At 39.2% G+C, this 16,800-nt stretch carries 15 protein-coding genes; 10 read left to right on the forward strand and 5 right to left on the reverse strand.

What is annotated here, in order from left to right; all coding sequences use genetic code 11:
• Nucleotides 1-9: 9 nt before the first annotated feature.
• Both ACSLUO_RS07970 and ACSLUO_RS07975 read right to left on the reverse strand, forming a co-directional pair.
• Complete coding sequence (locus ACSLUO_RS07970) at nucleotides 10-1,536, reverse strand: YifB family Mg chelatase-like AAA ATPase (protein ID WP_448247765.1); 1,527 nt, start codon at nucleotides 1,534-1,536, stop codon at nucleotides 10-12.
• A gap of 114 nt (nucleotides 1,537-1,650) precedes the next feature.
• Nucleotides 1,651-2,670 carry a hypothetical protein gene (locus ACSLUO_RS07975; RefSeq protein ID WP_448247766.1) on the reverse strand — a complete coding sequence of 340 codons (1,020 nt, stop codon included), beginning with the start codon at nucleotides 2,668-2,670 and terminating at the stop codon, nucleotides 1,651-1,653.
• Nucleotides 2,671-3,051: 381 nt separating this feature from the next.
• Between ACSLUO_RS07975 and ilvG the strand changes: the two genes are divergently transcribed.
• From ilvG to ilvA, 5 genes are all read left to right on the forward strand, one after another.
• Nucleotides 3,052-4,719: an acetolactate synthase 2 catalytic subunit gene (gene ilvG / locus ACSLUO_RS07980; protein WP_448247768.1), complete on the forward strand. Its 1,668-nt coding sequence runs from the start codon at nucleotides 3,052-3,054 to the stop codon at nucleotides 4,717-4,719.
• Nucleotides 4,720-4,761: 42 nt separating this feature from the next.
• Entirely contained in the window at nucleotides 4,762-5,019 is a 258-nt protein-coding gene (gene ilvM / locus ACSLUO_RS07985; protein WP_448247769.1) for an acetolactate synthase 2 small subunit, read from the forward strand.
• A gap of 53 nt (nucleotides 5,020-5,072) precedes the next feature.
• Nucleotides 5,073-5,999 (forward strand): branched-chain amino acid transaminase, encoded by a 927-nt coding sequence (locus ACSLUO_RS07990; RefSeq protein WP_448247771.1) that lies wholly within the window; start codon nucleotides 5,073-5,075, stop codon nucleotides 5,997-5,999.
• A gap of 91 nt (nucleotides 6,000-6,090) precedes the next feature.
• Nucleotides 6,091-7,947, forward strand: coding sequence for a dihydroxy-acid dehydratase (ilvD, locus tag ACSLUO_RS07995; protein WP_448247772.1), 1,857 nt, complete (start codon nucleotides 6,091-6,093; stop codon nucleotides 7,945-7,947).
• Nucleotides 7,947-9,506 (forward strand): threonine ammonia-lyase, biosynthetic, encoded by a 1,560-nt coding sequence (gene ilvA / locus ACSLUO_RS08000; protein ID WP_448247774.1) that lies wholly within the window; start codon nucleotides 7,947-7,949, stop codon nucleotides 9,504-9,506. Before ilvD ends, ilvA begins: the two co-directional genes overlap by 1 nt.
• 168 nt (nucleotides 9,507-9,674) lie before the next feature.
• On the opposite strand, the gene ACSLUO_RS08005 is transcribed toward ilvA, so the two are convergent.
• Nucleotides 9,675-10,580 (reverse strand): substrate-binding periplasmic protein, encoded by a 906-nt coding sequence (locus ACSLUO_RS08005; protein ID WP_448247775.1) that lies wholly within the window; start codon nucleotides 10,578-10,580, stop codon nucleotides 9,675-9,677.
• A 184-nt stretch (nucleotides 10,581-10,764) separates the two neighbouring features.
• On the opposite strand from ACSLUO_RS08005, the gene ACSLUO_RS08010 reads away from it, so the two are divergent.
• From ACSLUO_RS08010 to ACSLUO_RS08020, 3 genes are all read left to right on the forward strand, one after another.
• Nucleotides 10,765-11,328, forward strand: coding sequence for an RNA polymerase sigma factor (locus ACSLUO_RS08010; protein ID WP_448247777.1), 564 nt, complete (start codon nucleotides 10,765-10,767; stop codon nucleotides 11,326-11,328).
• 14 nt (nucleotides 11,329-11,342) lie between these two features.
• Nucleotides 11,343-11,996, forward strand: a complete 654-nt coding sequence (locus ACSLUO_RS08015) for a hypothetical protein (protein ID WP_448247779.1) — start codon at nucleotides 11,343-11,345, stop codon at nucleotides 11,994-11,996.
• A gap of 86 nt (nucleotides 11,997-12,082) precedes the next feature.
• Nucleotides 12,083-12,580, forward strand: coding sequence for a hypothetical protein (locus ACSLUO_RS08020; RefSeq protein ID WP_448247780.1), 498 nt, complete (start codon nucleotides 12,083-12,085; stop codon nucleotides 12,578-12,580).
• A gap of 135 nt (nucleotides 12,581-12,715) precedes the next feature.
• Here the strand turns inward: ACSLUO_RS08020 and ACSLUO_RS08025 are convergent, their stop codons facing one another.
• Nucleotides 12,716-13,486: an alpha/beta hydrolase gene (locus ACSLUO_RS08025; RefSeq protein WP_448247781.1), complete on the reverse strand. Its 771-nt coding sequence runs from the start codon at nucleotides 13,484-13,486 to the stop codon at nucleotides 12,716-12,718.
• A 164-nt stretch (nucleotides 13,487-13,650) separates the two neighbouring features.
• Here ACSLUO_RS08025 and ACSLUO_RS08030 point away from each other — a divergent pair, with 164 nt between their 5' ends.
• Nucleotides 13,651-14,172: a DUF1697 domain-containing protein gene (locus ACSLUO_RS08030; protein WP_448247783.1), complete on the forward strand. Its 522-nt coding sequence runs from the start codon at nucleotides 13,651-13,653 to the stop codon at nucleotides 14,170-14,172.
• A 452-nt stretch (nucleotides 14,173-14,624) separates the two neighbouring features.
• Nucleotides 14,625-15,314: a phosphoglycolate phosphatase gene (locus tag ACSLUO_RS08035; protein WP_448247784.1), complete on the forward strand. Its 690-nt coding sequence runs from the start codon at nucleotides 14,625-14,627 to the stop codon at nucleotides 15,312-15,314.
• Here the strand turns inward: ACSLUO_RS08035 and ACSLUO_RS08040 are convergent.
• Entirely contained in the window at nucleotides 15,311-16,786 is a 1,476-nt protein-coding gene (locus ACSLUO_RS08040; RefSeq protein ID WP_448247786.1) for an FAD-dependent oxidoreductase, read from the reverse strand. The two genes, ACSLUO_RS08035 and ACSLUO_RS08040, sit on opposite strands and share 4 nt — an antisense overlap.
• Nucleotides 16,787-16,800: the final 14 nt, after the last annotated feature.

Raw genomic sequence — 16,800 nt, forward strand, 5'->3', positions numbered from 1 at the left:
TGTTCATCATCATGCAGAAACAGCTTCGGTTAAGTGTCGTAAAATTCTATCCATGGCACGATACGATAATGCTTCAATAATATGGCTATGTTCAATAACATCCGCGTCAGCCATATCGGCAATGGTTCGGGCAATTTTTAAAATTTTGTGGTGCGCTCGGGTAGATAAACCTAACTTTTCAACCGCTAATTCTAAAAATTCATTATCAGCCTCACTTAGCTGGCAATACGCTTTTAATTGTTTACTCGACAAATGGGCGTTAGGAACTTGTTGCCGAGCTAACTGACGAGCACGGCAATGCTCTACTCGCATCCGTACCTGTTCGCTGGTTTCATTATCTGTTTGCTCATTTGCCCACATACCTCGCGGTAAACGCGCCACTTCAATTTGAATATCAATTCTGTCTAAAAACGGGCCTGACAAGCGATTTAAATAACGTAACACTTGCTCTGGTGTACTGCGATTATCGTTATAAAACCCCGTTGGACTGGGGTTCATGGCCGCGACTAATTGGAACCTTGCCGGAAAAGTTTGTTTACTCATCGCCCGAGAAATAGTGACTTCACCTGACTCTAACGGCTCACGTAAAACATCCAGTACTTTGCGCTCAAATTCGGGTAATTCATCTAAAAATAATACGCCGTTATGTGCCAGTGATACTTCACCTGGTTGTGGCTGGCTACCACCACCAATGAGTGCTGCTGACGAGGCTGTGTGATGCGGTGAACGAAACGGACGAATTAACCACGCCTGCTCATCAAAATACTGATTACTGATGGAACGAATAGCCGCTGAAGACAAGGCTTCATCATTACTCATTTGCGGCAAAATACCTGGTAAGCGGCTCGCCAACATAGTTTTCCCCGTGCCGGGCGGGCCAATAAATAATAAATTATGATTACCTGATGCTGCAATTTCTAAAGCCCGTTTTGCCAATGGCTGACCAACCACATCAGATAAATCGCCATAGCTGGCTAAATTGTTTTTCTCGGCGGGCTTTTTTGTTTCAGAAATAGGTAAATTCTGTTGGCCAATAAAGTGCGGATAAAGTTGTGATAAATGATCTAACGAAATCACTTGCGCTCCTTCAACCCAACAAGCCTTTTCTGCACTTTTTTTCGGTAAAATTAATTTTCGGCCGCTATTTTTACAGGCCATAGCTAAAGGTATTTCACCAATAACACTTCTTAATTCACCAGAAAGTGCAAGCTCACCGGCAAACTCATAATGTGATAAGGTGTCGATAGGAATTTGTGCGGATGCGGCAAGAATACCAACCGCGATAGGTAAATCAAAACGTCCACCTTCTTTTGGCAGATCAGCAGGCGCTAAATTTATAGTAATGCGTTTAGCAGGAAACTCATAGCCACAATTAATAATAGCGCTGCGAACACGATCTTTTGCTTCTCTAACCGAAGTTTCAGGTAAACCAACAATATTAAAGGCAGGCAATCCGTTCGCTAAATGTACCTCGACTGTAACTAACGGGGCTTCCAACCCCACTCTAGCACGGCTATAAACACAAGCAAGTGACATAAAAAATCCATTTTTCTAATCCCTGTAAACTTTAAATATAATGCCTATAAACGAAAAGCGCCATTTCATTACCTTGAAATAGCGCTTACTCGAACTTATTTTTCAATAAAAAATTCAGTTTTTAGTTACTAAGCGTTCGGTACTTACTGCTTGGGCTTGTTCTAATTGAGACAAACGCTCAGTTAATTGTGTCACTTTAGTTTTAGTAAACTGACCATGCTCAGTAATTTTTTGTACTTGTTCACGTAAGGTTAAACCCGCTAACCCTTCCAGTTGCATGCCTTTAATAATCATCGCAATCAAGGCTTCTTGCTCGAGTGCTTTTTGCTCAGCGGCTTCTTCATTCATTTCTACCATTAACTTTGCTTCTGCACCAATATTTAAGGCGCGTTTAGCAGCAATTACCGCTTCATTCGCGATTGCAGAAACCTCGTCGCGTTGACGATAATTACTCGCAATAAATTTTTTCGCCCGCTCAATCGCTAATTCGGCTTTTTCATAAGTTTGTTCGGCATAATCATCAGCATCGTTATCTTCCGCTTTATCTAAAATCACCTCAGCCGGAAATACTTGTTGTTTAATTAAAGTATCAACTTCAACCTCAACCATATCGGCAAGTAAAGCAACCTGTTCTTTTCTCGCCTGCTCTACCTTGTTATTTTCAATTAGCTTAAATAAATCTTCTAAATCCTCAATCAGGTTTTGATAATCACGAGGAAATTCCGTTTTACTACCAAGTTCCAATAACACTTCTTTATGACTTAATGATTCAGCTAATGTGGATAATATCGTTGTTTTAACTTGATAGGCATTTGCAATTAACGTTTCTGTTTTTAACGCTAATTTAAGAATTTCTGTATTTTTATCAGCGACATTTTGTTTTTTCTGTAACGCTTCAACATCCTCTAAATGCTGTTGCGCATCTTGATAATGTAAAGGTGTATAAAAATTTAACTCATCAATTCCTGCTTGTGCCATAGCGGCACGGGCATTATTAAGTGCTTGTTCTGGTGTAATTGATGATTCCGATAATTTTTTTTGTACTGCGCTATCTATCTGAGTTGTTGATAAATCATTGCTAACACACGCGGTTAACATTAACGCCGAAATACTGCTTATTAATAAATGTTTCATAAAAATCCTGTTTAATCACTGCAACATAAAAAAATACGCTTAACACTAAGCGTTGTGCGATTATAATAAAAAACACGGTTTTAATCTTTTTTATAACAAAAAAATTAAAACGCTTGCGAAAAACAACAGAGCTATGGTAATAATTTAAAAATACATGTAGAATACGCTCGTTTTAACAAGACCTAGAGAAACAAAATTATGCGCATTTTTAACGCTTTAATTATCAACATTATTCTCGTCGTCGTGGTGGAAAAACCACTGCGGGGCTGTTTATTGCGTTAATTATTATGCACAAATTTAAACGAACCCCCGCACCGTAAGGTCTGGGGGTTCGTTGCTTTTAGCACATTTGAAATTTTAAAGAAGAAGTAGAGCAGTTTAATGACAAGTACAAGCACACAAACAGGGGCATCATTATTATTCACCGTATTACAAGAGCACGGTGTCGAGCATGTCTTCGGCTATCCAGGTGGCGCCATCATGCCGATATACGATGCTTTGTATGACAGTGATGTAAATCACTTTTTATGCCGTCATGAACAAGGTGCTGCTTTTTCTGCTGTTGGTTATGCTCGTGCTTCTGGCAAAATTGGCGTTTGTTTAGCAACTTCGGGCCCCGGTGCTACCAACTTATTAACCGGCTTAGCAGATGCCATGGCTGATTCGATTCCAGTTATTGCAATTACTGGCCAAGTACCAACTTCAGCCATGGGTTCTGATGCCTTCCAAGAAGTTGATATTGTCGGTATGGCATTAGCTTGTACTAAACATTGCTTCCAAGTACGTGACGTAAATGATTTAGGAAAAATTCTTCATCAAGCTTTTGAAATTGCATTATCTGGCCGCCAAGGTCCAGTATTGGTTGATATTCCTAAAGATATTCAAATTGCACAAGTAACAAAAAAATTAGATGTTTTAACCAAAAATAAATTATCTGATGCCTTTGCACCAGCAGACACTAGTGCTGCAGTTGCTTTAATCAAGCAAGCCAAAAAACCAGTATTATATGTTGGTGGTGGTGTAGGCATGGCCAATGCTGTACCTGAATTACGTGAATTTATGGCTAAAATGCCAATCCCTAGCGTGGCGACATTAAAAGGTTTAGGCGCGATTGAAAAAGACACGCCTTATTATATGGGCATGTTAGGTATGCACGGTACGCGCGCTTCAAATATTGCGGTTCAAGAGTCTGATTTATTAATTGCTGTTGGCGCCCGTTTTGATGACCGAGTTACTGGTAAATTAGATGAATTTGCTCCACATGCTAAAGTGATTCATTTTGATATTGATCAAGCTGAAATTAATAAACGCCGTGATGCCGATGTCTCAATTGTGGGCGATTTAAAAGATAACTTATTATCGCTAGTGTGTGACATTGATATTGCCGATTGGCAACAAGAATGCCAAACCATGCAAGCAGAATGTGCTTGGGATTATAATCACCCAGGTGAGACCATTTATGCACCGGCCGTGTTAAATGAAATTAGCGAAAAAATGCCACATTCAGCCATTGTTACCACGGATGTTGGTCAACACCAAATGTGGGCTGCTCAGCACATGAATGTATCCGCGCCTGAAAACTTCTTATCAAGTGGTTCATTAGGCACTATGGGCTTTGGTTTGCCTGCGGCTATTGGCGCACAAATAAGCCGCCCAACCGATACCGTGATTGCGGTCACGGGCGACGGTTCATTTATGATGAATGTCCAAGAGCTTTCAACAATTAAACGTTTTCAGTTACCAGTAAAAATATTACTTATTGATAACAGCAAGTTAGGCATGGTACGCCAATGGCAAGACTTGTTTTTTGATGGTCGTTTAAGTGAAACTGATTTATCAGACAACCCTGACTTTGTCATGTTGGCACAAGCTTTTGATATTAAAGCAAAACAAATTACCACCAAAGCAGAAGTATCGGCCGCTATTGATGACATGTTAAGTCATAATGGCCCATATTTATTACAAGTAAAAATTGACGCTCAAGATAATGTTTGGCCTTTAGTTCCGCCAAATACCGCCAATCACGAAATGATTGAAGACGCATCGTAAGATATGAGTACAAGCAAGATCGAAAATACTGGAGAGAACAACGTGAAACAACATACTTTAAAAATTACCGCCCAACAGCAACCAACGGTGTTGGAAAAATTACTTCAAGCAACACGTTACCGTGGTTTTGCAGTCAATGGTATGACAATGTTTCCAAACGTCGACACTGCTCTTTTAGATATTGAATTATCAGTAAGTTCAGTACAATCGATCGACAAGCTAACCGTACAACTTAATAAGTTATACGACGTAAATACAATTAAGGTAGCGACTACCGAACAATTACAATGCCGCGCTTAACTCAGTAGTTTCGCGTACACAATAATTAAGCATTTAACTATTTAGGAAAAATTATGGCAAAAGTAGGTGCAGATTTAATATGGTTTAACGGTGAATTAATGCCTTGGCAAAATGCCACTGTTCACGTTATGAGCCATGCATTACATTATGGTTCGTCAGTATTTGAAGGTATTCGTGCCTATGATACTCACAAAGGAACTTGTATTTTTCGATTAGAAGAACACGTTGATCGTTTATTCGATTCAGCTAAAATTTACCGTATGAATGTGCCGTTTACTCGTGAAGAAATCATTCAAGCTTGTAAAGACTCAGTTGTTAAAAACAACTTAAAATCAGCCTATTTACGCCCATTATTTTTCTTAGGTGATATTGGTATGGGTTTACGTCCACCCATTGATGCTGTTGCTGATGCGATGATTGCCGCTTTTAGCTGGGAAGCGTATTTAGGTGCTGATGCCATTGAACACGGTGTTGATGTTGGTGTTTCTAGCTGGAATCGTTTAGCACCAAACACTATGCCAACAGCCGCTAAAGCCGGTGGTAACTACTTATCTTCACAATTAATTTCAACCGAAGCTGCACGCCATGGTTACACCGAAGGCATAGCCTTAGATGTAAATAACATGGTCAGTGAAGGTGCCGGTCAAAACTTGTTTTTAGTACGCAAAGGCGTAATTTACACACCACCAGGTACCGCTTCAATTTTACAAGGCCTAACTCGTGATGTAGTGATCACGTTTGCAAAAGACTTAGGTTATGAAGTACGTGAAGAATCAATTGCCCGTGAAGCGCTTTATTTAGCTGACGAATTTTTCATGACTGGTACGGCAACAGAAATTGTACCGGTTAAAACAGTTGATGGATTACCTGTTGGTACCGGTGACAGAGGCCCGATCACTAAACAATTACAAGAACGTTTCTTCGGCTTATTTACCGGCGAAACAGAAGATAAATATAATTGGTTAGAACCGGTAGCATAACACCGACTACACTGATTATATGTCGCAAATTTTAACGTGTTAAAGCATTGCTTTTTTAACACATAAATGAACAATTTAATGGATACAAACTATGCCTAAATTAAGATCAGCAACTTCAACTCAAGGCCGTAATATGGCCGGTGCCCGTGCGCTCTGGCGTGCAACAGGTATGACCGATGGTGATTTTGGTAAACCGATTATTGCCGTTGTTAACTCTTTTACTCAGTTTGTACCTGGCCATGTTCATTTAAAAGATATGGGACAACTTGTAGCTGGCGCCATTGAAGAAGCCGGCGGTGTTGCGAAAGAATTTAATACCATTGCCGTCGATGACGGTATTGCTATGGGTCACAGTGGTATGCTTTATAGCTTACCATCACGTGATTTAATCGCTGACTCGGTTGAATACATGGTTAATGCACATTGTGCTGATGCCATGGTATGTATTTCAAACTGTGACAAGATCACCCCAGGCATGTTAATGGCAGCAATGCGTATCAACATTCCGGTGATCTTTGTTTCTGGTGGCCCAATGGAGGCAGGTAAAACCAAGCTTTCAGATCAAATTATTAAACTAGATTTAGTTGATGCCATGATCCAAGGTGCTGATCCAACAGTTTCAAACGAACAATCAGATCAAGTAGAACGCTCTGCTTGCCCAACCTGTGGTTCATGTTCAGGTATGTTTACCGCAAACTCTATGAACTGTTTAGCCGAAGCGTTAGGTTTAGCCTTACCAGGTAACGGCTCTATGTTAGCAACGCATGCCGATCGTGAACAATTGTTCCTACGTGCAGGTAAAGAAATTGTTAATTTAACAAAACGTTATTACCAAGATAACGACGAGTCTGCATTACCACGTAATATCGCCAGTAAAGAAGCATTACATAATGCCATGTGTTTAGATATTGCCATGGGCGGTTCAACCAATACCATTTTACATTTATTAGCAACCGCACAAGAAGCGGAAGTTGATTACACCATGACTGACATGGATGAATTATCACGCCGTGTACCACAGTTATGTAAAGTAGCACCTTCAACTCAAAAATATCATATGGAAGATGTTCACCGTGCCGGTGGCGTTATTGGTATTTTAGGTGAATTAGCTCGTGCCGGCTTATTAAACACTGATGTACCAAATATACTCGGTACCACACTCGCTGACGTTATCGCTAAATATGACATTAAAGTGACTGACGATGAAGACGTGAAAAAGTTCTATCGTGCTGGCCCTGCTGGTATTCGTACTACTAAAGCATTCAGCCAAGATTGTCGTTGGGACACCTTAGATGATGATCGTGAAGAAGGTTGTATTCGTAGTATAGATAATGCCTTTTCTACCGAAGGTGGCTTAGCGGTACTTTCTGGCAACATTGCTGTTGATGGCTGTGTTGTAAAAACCGCTGGTGTTGCTGATGATAACTTAGTGTTTACCGGCCCTGCCCATATCTTTGAAAGCCAAGATGCTGCTGTAGCTGGTATTCTTGATGGCAAAGTTGTCGCAGGTGAAGTTGTTGTTATTCGTTACGAAGGCCCTAAAGGTGGTCCAGGTATGCAAGAAATGCTTTATCCAACCACTTACTTAAAATCAATGGGCTTAGGCAAAGCTTGTGCTTTATTAACTGACGGTCGTTTTTCAGGTGGTACATCAGGTTTATCAATCGGTCATGTTTCACCTGAAGCGGCTGACGGCGGAACAATCGCTTTAGTTGAGCAAGGTGACATTATTCATATTGATATCCCTAACCGCAGTATTGAGTTACAAGTATCAGATGAAGAATTAGCTGCGCGTAAAGCTGCTATGGACGCTAAAGGTAAGGCCGGTTGGAAACCAGTTGACCGTGTTCGCCCAATCAGCTACGCCCTTAAAAACTATGCAATGTTAGCTACTAGTGCTGACAAAGGCGCAGTACGTAACCGTAAATTATTGGATGGTGAAGACTAATGACAACAAGCAAGCTCGACGAAACCAGCACAATTTTATCAAAAGCAGAATTAGGCTTTGATTATTTACGTCGAATTTTGCTTGCGCCAGTTTATGATGTTGCTGTTGAAAGTGACATCACACCACTGACTAAACTCTCAAGCCGTTTAGGAAATCAAATATTTCTTAAACGCGAAGACCAACAACCGGTACATTCATTTAAGCTACGTGGTGCTTATAACAAGCTTGCTAGCTTAAGCGAAAGTGAATGTATCCATGGTGTTGTTGCCGCTTCAGCGGGTAATCATGCACAAGGGTTAGCGTTAGCGGCGAGTAAATTAGGCATTAAAGCGACTATTTTTATGCCGCTGACCACACCTGACATTAAAGTGGATAACGTCCGCCGACTTGGCGCAGAAGTTAAACTGGTGGGTAAAAGCTTTAACGAAGCACAAACCGCATCCATCGCTTTTGCCCAAGAGCACCAGAAAAAAGTTATCCATCCTTTTGATGATCCTGATGTGATTGCTGGGCAAGGGACTGTTGCAAAAGAAATTTTACAACAACACCCGAAACTTGATGTCATTTTTGTACCTGTCGGTGGTGGTGGCTTATTAGCTGGCATGGCGGTTTATATCAAACAAATTCGCCCTGACATTAAAGTGATTGGGGTTGAAGCAGAAGATTCGGCTTGTTTAAAAGCTGCCTTAGCCGCTGGCCAACCAACAGATTTAAATGAAGTCGGCATTTTTGCTGATGGCGTTGCAGTAAAGCGCATTGGTGAACATACCTTTAACGTGATTAAACACTTTTGTGATGATGTGATTACCGTGAGTAGCGATGAAATTTGCGCCGCCATTAAAGACATCTTCGAGCAAACTCGTGTTATTGCTGAGCCTGCCGGTGCCTTATCACTAGCAGCCGTAAGTAAATATTGCCAAACCAGTGTTGGTAATGAGTCACTATTAGCCGTTCTTTCCGGTGCAAATATGAACTTTCATAGTTTGCGTTATGTTTCTGAACGTTGTGAACTAGGTGAGCAAAAAGAAGCGGTTTTAGCGGTTACTATTCCTGAGCAAAAAGGCAGTTTCCGTCACTTTTGTCATACCTTGGAAGGTCGCGTCATTACCGAGTTTAACTACCGTTATGCCGGTAAAGCACAAGCTGATATTTTTGTTGGTGTTCGCGTTGCTAACGCAACAGAAAAAAACACCTTAATTGAACAGTTAGAAGCAAAATCTTTAACTGTTTGTGACTTAACCGACAATGAATTAGCGAAACTGCATGTCCGTTACATGGTCGGTGGCGCAAATCCTAATTCAACCAACGAAAGGTTATTTCGTTTTGAGTTTCCTGAATACCCAGGTGCACTTGATAACTTCTTAAATACCTTAGGTGAATTATGGAATATTACCTTGTTCCATTACCGTAATCACGGTGCAGCTTTTGGCCAAGTATTAGCCGGTTTTGAGGTCTCTGAAGCAGAGCAATTAGAATTTTTCCGCCATTTAAAAACCTTAGGGTATCAATGGCATGAAGAAACTGAAAACCCTGCATATCGAGCGTTTTTAGCTAAATAAATACAACCACTGAAAACTTATTAGAGCCCTGTTAATAACAGGGCTTTTTATTATCAATAATTTGCCCTACCTTCCCCGTCCTTGGGGAGTATTACAATCAAATTTAACGCCACAATAAGGAAAAACGGCCGCTAAAAAGCAAGTTGTTACTCGAGTTCGATTTACCTATTATTTATCAGCAAACAATAATTTAAATTCGTCTGATTTATAAAAATAATATGGCGATGTTAAATTAGGATTTTTTAACTCAAACACTTTACGCTCTAATAAATTCAACTGTTGAAATTTATCCTTAAAATGTTTAATAAAAATCGAATCAAATACGCCATTATTGATAATCTCTTTTAAACCAACTTCAATACGTGCTGCTAAATGAGGTTTATTCGGATTAACAAAAAAATAGACCGGCAAAGGAATGTTAACTAGCAAGCTATTTTCAATGTGTAGGTTCGGATTTTGAGGTTTAAATTGCTCGTATTCTATCAATACTTCGTTAATACCACGGCTAACATAATCAAACCTACGTTTTTCGAGCATAGCGAACATACTATCTTGTCGATTAGTTCGAACAATGTTGAATTTATAATGCTCAAATATCTCCGTAATGGACCAATAATTAGTAACAGCACCGAACTTTTCTTTCAATTGCTCTAATGAATTAATTGCAGCAAATTCCGGTTGTCTGTCTTTACGAATTAATAACACTCTTAATCCTAAAACCCCCTTCATGATTGGAATTTTTATTGGCAGCAAATGAGCTTCCCAATCTTTTCTTGTTGCACCTTGTACAATATCACCATAGCCTTCACGACGCCTTAACATCGACGACGTTCTTGGCGCATTTAAATGAGCTAAGGTTTGAATGGTATACTCACCGTGACTATCAACTGTGCTATCAAGAACCGCAATTAATAGCTCTTGGGTATAGCTGTGTCTTTCACTTTTTCCTTGGATTTCATTGATGGTAATAAGCTCTTTCGCTGTGGTTGTTGTGGAGACAGTGGCAAGTATCAAAACGATAAAATAAATAACGTAAAAAGGAGAATAACAAAAAGGGTTTACGAAAGTTTTCATAAAAAGTAGAAATAGTTTAGCCGCTTATATACCTTAATCTTTAGCACCATCTGAAGACTTATTCAATGATATCTGTTTAGTTCGTCAACTCTTTAACAGAATTTTTATCAACAACTGCAACCTTTTAGCAACGCTTATCGTTATTATCCATATCGGCCAGTTATCTTAAGGAAATTTCTCTTACATGAATCAAGTATTATCTTTTTTTCGTCGTAAAAAAAATCCATCACAAGAGAAAACATATGAAGGTTTACTTGCGCCACACAGTAACGCCTTATTTAAAGTTGCTTACCAATACACAGGGAATCAACACGATGCAGAAGACTTACTACAAGATTTGTTCATTTATTTATTCACTAAGCAAGATGAACTTGCCACGGTTGAACAACTCAAGCCTTGGTTAATGCGTTGCTTGTACCATCGTTTTATTGATTTTTACCGTAAAAATAAACGTCAACCAAGTTTTGACGATATTGACGACGAAAAAATTCAGCCGTTATTTAAACACTTTGACAATCATCAAGCTGATGAACAAAAAAATGAAATATTCGCTGCTATGCAAACGTTAAGTGCCGATCAACGTGCCGTTGTTACCTTGCATGATATTAATGGTTATACCTTGCCAGAACTAGCAGAAATTATGGAAACACCGCTAGGAACATTGAAATCCAATTTACATCGCGGACGCGCCAACTTAAAAAAACAAATTAAATTGCAACCTTCTGACTTAAGTGTTCGTCAGTATTAACAGAGGAAAGAAAAATGAATTGTGAACTTGTTAATCAAAAAATTGAAACACTAACGTTAGCGGAAGTTGCCACTGTGTTGCCAACAATACAAGCACATTTAGAAACGTGCGAAACATGTCAGCACAATTATCAGCAGCAACTAGCTTATTTACAGTTAATGCGAACCGTTAAAACGCCTGATTTACATCCGGCAGCAGCGTCAAAAATGTTACGTACTGCTGGTGAACAAAAGCAAACCACAAAACCTAGCGCTACGTTTATTCAAGGTTTTATTGCTGCGTCTGTATTGGCTATTTCAATTTTAGGCACTTATACAGTATTCACTAACAACGAACAAACTAACGAGCTTGTCGTTACAACAACAGAATCAAGCGAAAACAACAACGTAATTGATACTGAGGTAGTTTTAGTTATTAATTCGCCAACCGACATATCAGGTGCAGATTTAGATTTAGTACTGCCCGAAGAGGTAACCATTGTTGGTTTAGAGAATATTCAACAATTAAGTTGGCCGGTTGACCTTAAAAAAGGTGTTAACACCTTAGAATTACCCATTAGGGTTAATATGAATAAAACATTAGAGCAACCGCTAAGTATCATGGCAACACTTTATCATGAGGCCAATGAACGTAATTTTGAAATAGATATCGGGATGACCAAAAGTTAACCATAAACACATTTTGTCTTCAGCCATGACAGGTTATTAAGCGCTGAATACTTAATCACTAATACTTAAACAAGAAGGGTAAGATAATGAAAAAACAAATAATTTCAATTGCAATGTCATTAGCGTTAATCTCCGGCTTTAATGTAAGCGCGGGCGATAATTTAGATGACGTAACGATGAAAATAGCCAAAAAAGACGTTAAACGTGGCCATAGAATGGACTTTCCTGGTAAAGATATCGTGATCAAGCACATGCTAGAAAATGGCTATATCACACAAGACGAAATCGATCTTAATAAAGCAGAAAAGCAAGCTGATCGCGAAGCCTTAAAAGCCCTAAAAGACTCTGGCGACAAAGACGGATTTGAAGCAAAACGTGCTGAATTAAAGGCAAAAAGTGAAGCTCAAAAAGTTAAAGTTAAAGAATATATCGAAAACAACGAAGACTTAAAAACTGAGCTTAAAGCGCTAAAATCTGGCATGAAAAGAAAGCACAAACACCACAAAGGTGAAAAAGGTGAGAGAAAACACAAAGGCGAAAGAAAACATAAAAAAAACCAAGAACAAGAGCAAGACCAAGATTAATCAATCAGCTCTGATGGACTAAATTGTTAGTTAACAAAAAGATCCTGTAACAAAAAATTTGTGCAAGCTAAGTGAAGGTATCGCTACCTTCACTTTTTTATGTCCACCAGTGAAAAAATAACCCAAACTCGCCAATTACAGGCCATTTTTATCGTTAACGGTTTGCTCAAGAAAGTCAGAAAACTCACCCTGCTTTACCCGATAAACTACATGATCTCCGGCAAAGGTTCGGATCGTCCATTGGCGCTGAACTGCGCGTTGCCAAGAAGGGTCTTGTGCACGCTCGGCTTCGCTCATACCTTGAGGCACAAAAGCAACATAAGTAACATCTAACTTTTTAGCGATTGGATTTTTATATGAAACAGGCTCAGTAAAGGTTTTTAACGACTGAGGTAAATCACGCGGTAAAGGCGCATTTTCATCAAGCCATGGAAAATAGATTTGGCCATTAATCACCTTACGATCAGGTGATAATGGAAAGATATCAGTTACTGACATCCCATCATCTGGCACCATAGCATCTAAAAAAGTAACATGTTGAATGCGTTCAGGGAGCCGATCCATCACCCCTGTGATCACCATACCGCCATAACTATGGCCAACCAAAATAATATTATGCAATTTTTCAAAAATAATGGTATTAACAACATCATTGATGTGTGTCGTTAAGTTAATATCAGGGCTAGCAAGGTGATATTTTTCGCCTAAGCCCGTCAGTGTTGGTCGATAAACAGTATGCCCTTTGGCTGTTAACTGTTTAGCAACCGTTTGCCAATCCCAGCCACCACCAGATGCGCCATGAACCAGCACAAAGGTATGCTTTTCTTTTTTTGTTGTCATTTCATCTGCCGCCACTACGCCTATTGAGGCTATTATCAAAGTACATAAAAATATTATCTTTTCCATAGAAAGCACCTTTAAGTTATAAGCCAAATGTTAAGTTAGCATCATAATTTTTTAATATCATCTTCAATATAAATCAGGCTGTAGTTTTGCTTATGACTAGGGTAAATTTGATTGTAATAAGAAAAAACATCAAACTAGCATAAATATAAACTTTTGAGGTACTTATGAATACTTACGTCGTTTTATTACGAGGTGTAAATGTTGGCGGGAATAACCTACTACCAATGAAAGCACTTAGTACCTTATTAACTGATAACGGTTTTCAGGACGTTAAAACCTATATTCAAAGTGGCAATATTGTGCTGAATTCCCAAACTCACCCTAGTGCTAGTATTGCTAAATTAATTAAAGAACATTTTGGTTTTAGCCCTGACATTATGGTATTAAGCCAAGCAGATTTTCACACTGCTGCCGCTAATAATCCGTATTCAGAATACGAAGGCAAGTATGTTCATGCTTATTTTTGTCAAACACCACCGAAAATAGATCATGATAAACTAACCACGTTAGCGGCAAATACCGAGCAATATGAACTGATTGATAACGTGTTTTATCTTTATGCCCCTGATGGTATCGGTCGTTCTAAATTAGTCGCCAAAATTGAACAGTGCTTGGCGGTACCGGCAACAGGCCGTAATTTAAATACGCTGAATAAACTTAGCGAAATGTTAACAAATCAAGATTAAAACTGTTGCATAACACGCGCAAATTCACTTTCCAGCCCTTTCATTAAGTCATCATAAGCAAGGCTATTTTTATTAAGCGCCGCTTGGTTAAAAATATCCCATTTGCCTTTTATCTTAGATATGAAAAAGCCGACTTTGTCGTTAGGAAAACAAAATCGGCTAGCGCTTCTTCATATCATAAAAGAGGGTGCAGTAATTATGCGTCCTGGAACATAATTACTGTACTAACTCCCGTCATTAGTTGGACATTGTAACTTGGTGAAATTGCCTTGCCCAACCAATAAGTAAATAGTAATCATTATCATTTGCATGTACAAGCTTTATTTAAAAAAAATTAAAACAATAAAATGAGCCCTACTCAATTCATACGGTAAGTATTTCAGCATGAAGCCAACTCGTTAGAGTGATAGAATAACGTAATAAATTTACCTTTATTTCCCACTGAGAATTTTTTGATGTTACAACAAAAAAATGTATTACTCTTTGACCTTGATGGCACCTTAGTAGACAGTGCTCCTGATCTCGCATTAGCCGTTAATAGAACACTTGAAAGCTTAGGCCGTAAAACATTTGATGGTGAAACAATCCATCATTGGGTTGGTAATGGTGCGAAAGTATTAATTGAGCGTGCTTTATCAGGCTCAGCCAATATTAACCCTCAACTCGATAACGCGCTGGTTCAAGATGCTCTAGCAATTTTCTTAAAACATTATGAGCAATGTTTATGCATTGATTCTGTTTTATATCCAGGAGTAAAAAATGGCTTACAAGCATTACAAAAAGCTGGTTTTCGCCTTGCTATAATTACCAATAAACCGGCAGTGTTTATTCAACCTATCTTAACGGGTTTAGGCCTTGACAATACTTTTGAGTTGTTGATTGGTGGCGACACCTTAGCAGAGAAAAAACCACACCCAGCGCCTTTATACCATGCAATAACACAATTAGATGTCAACGCCGAGCAATGTTGGATGATTGGGGATTCTAAAAATGATATTTTAGCCGCTAAAGCAGCCAACATAGCAAGTATCGGTTTAAGCTATGGTTATAATTATGGTGAAAGTATTACGAATTCTAACCCTGATCTATGTTTTGATACTTTTAGTGAATTAACGAATGTATTATTAACAGCAGACCATTAGAAGTTTTTTGCCAAGGCGCTAGGGTAATTACGCTGCTCAGCTAAAATAATTGCCCGTTGAGTCACTTCATCTTCAGTACATTGTAACGTTATTGGAAAATAATGATGGGTTAAATAATCACTTATCATTGTTGACGAGATTAAGCCTGCTGTAACTAAATTCGCTAAAATAGCATCAGCTGCCGCCAAGGCTGATGAAGCCTTAACAATTTCAGCACGAGCGTAATTTTTACCATGAAAAGAAACATCCGCTGCCCGTAACTCAGGATCATTACCTGGAATTTGTTGGGCACCAAAAAGTGGCGCGGCGGCAGTTTCAGCGCTACTAAAAGCAGGAATAAATTGCGCAAGATGTTCAATTGAGCCTAAGGTGCGATGATTAACTAACTGCTCTGGCCAATGTTTATCTATTTTATCGATAAATTTATCGGCTAATTTAGGCTGAGCACTTTGTTGACAACTTGCCACTAAGCCTTGGTCAAATAAAGTAATATCTTGTGTCATGCCATGCAGTTGAAAATAACCATCAGGATAAGGCGTTAATTGTGCCATACCTTGTGGTGTGCCACGTTCGCCATAAAATACCACTTCCGGCCACAACCCCTGACATTGCGGCCAATGCGCAACATAAGCCGCTTTAAACTCCACCATACGTTGGCGTTTAGCACTTAACATGTCATCAATTTCACCACTTTTAAAACCACAAGCATTAATAACATAATCATAATCGTTATGCGCTATGGCGTCGGTTAAGCGATCTTGAGTAACCACTTGCCAACCTTGGCTATTGGTTTTTGGGGTTATCGCAATCACCTGCTGATTGCTTTGTAAATGACAACTCGGCAGTTTTTCTATCGCTAAACTGGCTATTGCCGCAAAACGAAATGCCGACAAACCATATTCTTGTACTAATAAAACGGGGAATTGCAAACGCGCTAAATCAACCTTTTGTGCAAAAGCAATTAACCAATCACTTTCTTGTTGAGCGTAAGTTGGGATTGGTTGTTCACGTAAACTTTCAAGCTCGGCACGAGAATAAAATCGAAAATAATCTTCAGGCTCACCCAAAACTTTATTGCTTTTATCTTGGGCAACTAATGCTGCGTATTTAGCGCGTAACAGCTCTAAACGTGGTAATAAATCTGCCGGTTTACCTTGATCTGTCAGCGGTAATGCAATCACCGTGGGCCTAATATTAACACTATGAGGGTAGACTTTGACCGTGTCTATCGATTGCTGCAATAAAGTAAGACATTGTTCATCCGATATTTCTCGGTATAAATTACCACCCGCATGTAAATGACAAATTGGCGGACCATTAACTAAACTTGGCCCTTTTTCAATCAGCGTAGTGTCAATACCTAATTCGGCAAAGCGCAGCGCAATGGTTGAACCAGCAACCCCACCACCAATAATAGCCACTTTAGTCTCAGAATTAAGTAATGGCGGTTGCTCTGTTAGCGTGTTAGTCATAAAGGTTACAGATT

Source organism: Thalassotalea agariperforans (genome assembly GCF_053470345.1).

Excerpts from the sequence above, each read along its gene's own strand:
- ACSLUO_RS07975 (WP_448247766.1), bottom strand. The coding sequence starts at position 2,670 with ATGAAACATTTATTAATAAGCAGTATTTCGGCGTTAATGTTAACCGCG.
- ilvD (WP_448247772.1), top strand. The coding sequence starts at position 6,091 with ATGCCTAAATTAAGATCAGCAACTTCAACTCAAGGCCGTAATATGGCC.
- ACSLUO_RS08030 (WP_448247783.1), top strand. The coding sequence starts at position 13,651 with ATGAATACTTACGTCGTTTTATTACGAGGTGTAAATGTTGGCGGGAAT.
- ACSLUO_RS07990 (WP_448247771.1), top strand. The coding sequence starts at position 5,073 with ATGGCAAAAGTAGGTGCAGATTTAATATGGTTTAACGGTGAATTAATG.
- ilvG (WP_448247768.1), top strand. The coding sequence starts at position 3,052 with ATGACAAGTACAAGCACACAAACAGGGGCATCATTATTATTCACCGTA.
- ACSLUO_RS08020 (WP_448247780.1), top strand. The coding sequence starts at position 12,083 with ATGAAAAAACAAATAATTTCAATTGCAATGTCATTAGCGTTAATCTCC.
- ACSLUO_RS08015 (WP_448247779.1), top strand. The coding sequence starts at position 11,343 with ATGAATTGTGAACTTGTTAATCAAAAAATTGAAACACTAACGTTAGCG.
- ACSLUO_RS08005 (WP_448247775.1), bottom strand. The coding sequence starts at position 10,580 with ATGAAAACTTTCGTAAACCCTTTTTGTTATTCTCCTTTTTACGTTATT.
- ACSLUO_RS08025 (WP_448247781.1), bottom strand. The coding sequence starts at position 13,486 with ATGGAAAAGATAATATTTTTATGTACTTTGATAATAGCCTCAATAGGC.
- ilvA (WP_448247774.1), top strand. The coding sequence starts at position 7,947 with ATGACAACAAGCAAGCTCGACGAAACCAGCACAATTTTATCAAAAGCA.
- ACSLUO_RS08010 (WP_448247777.1), top strand. The coding sequence starts at position 10,765 with ATGAATCAAGTATTATCTTTTTTTCGTCGTAAAAAAAATCCATCACAA.
- ACSLUO_RS07970 (WP_448247765.1), bottom strand. The coding sequence starts at position 1,536 with ATGTCACTTGCTTGTGTTTATAGCCGTGCTAGAGTGGGGTTGGAAGCC.
- ACSLUO_RS08040 (WP_448247786.1), bottom strand. The coding sequence starts at position 16,786 with ATGACTAACACGCTAACAGAGCAACCGCCATTACTTAATTCTGAGACT.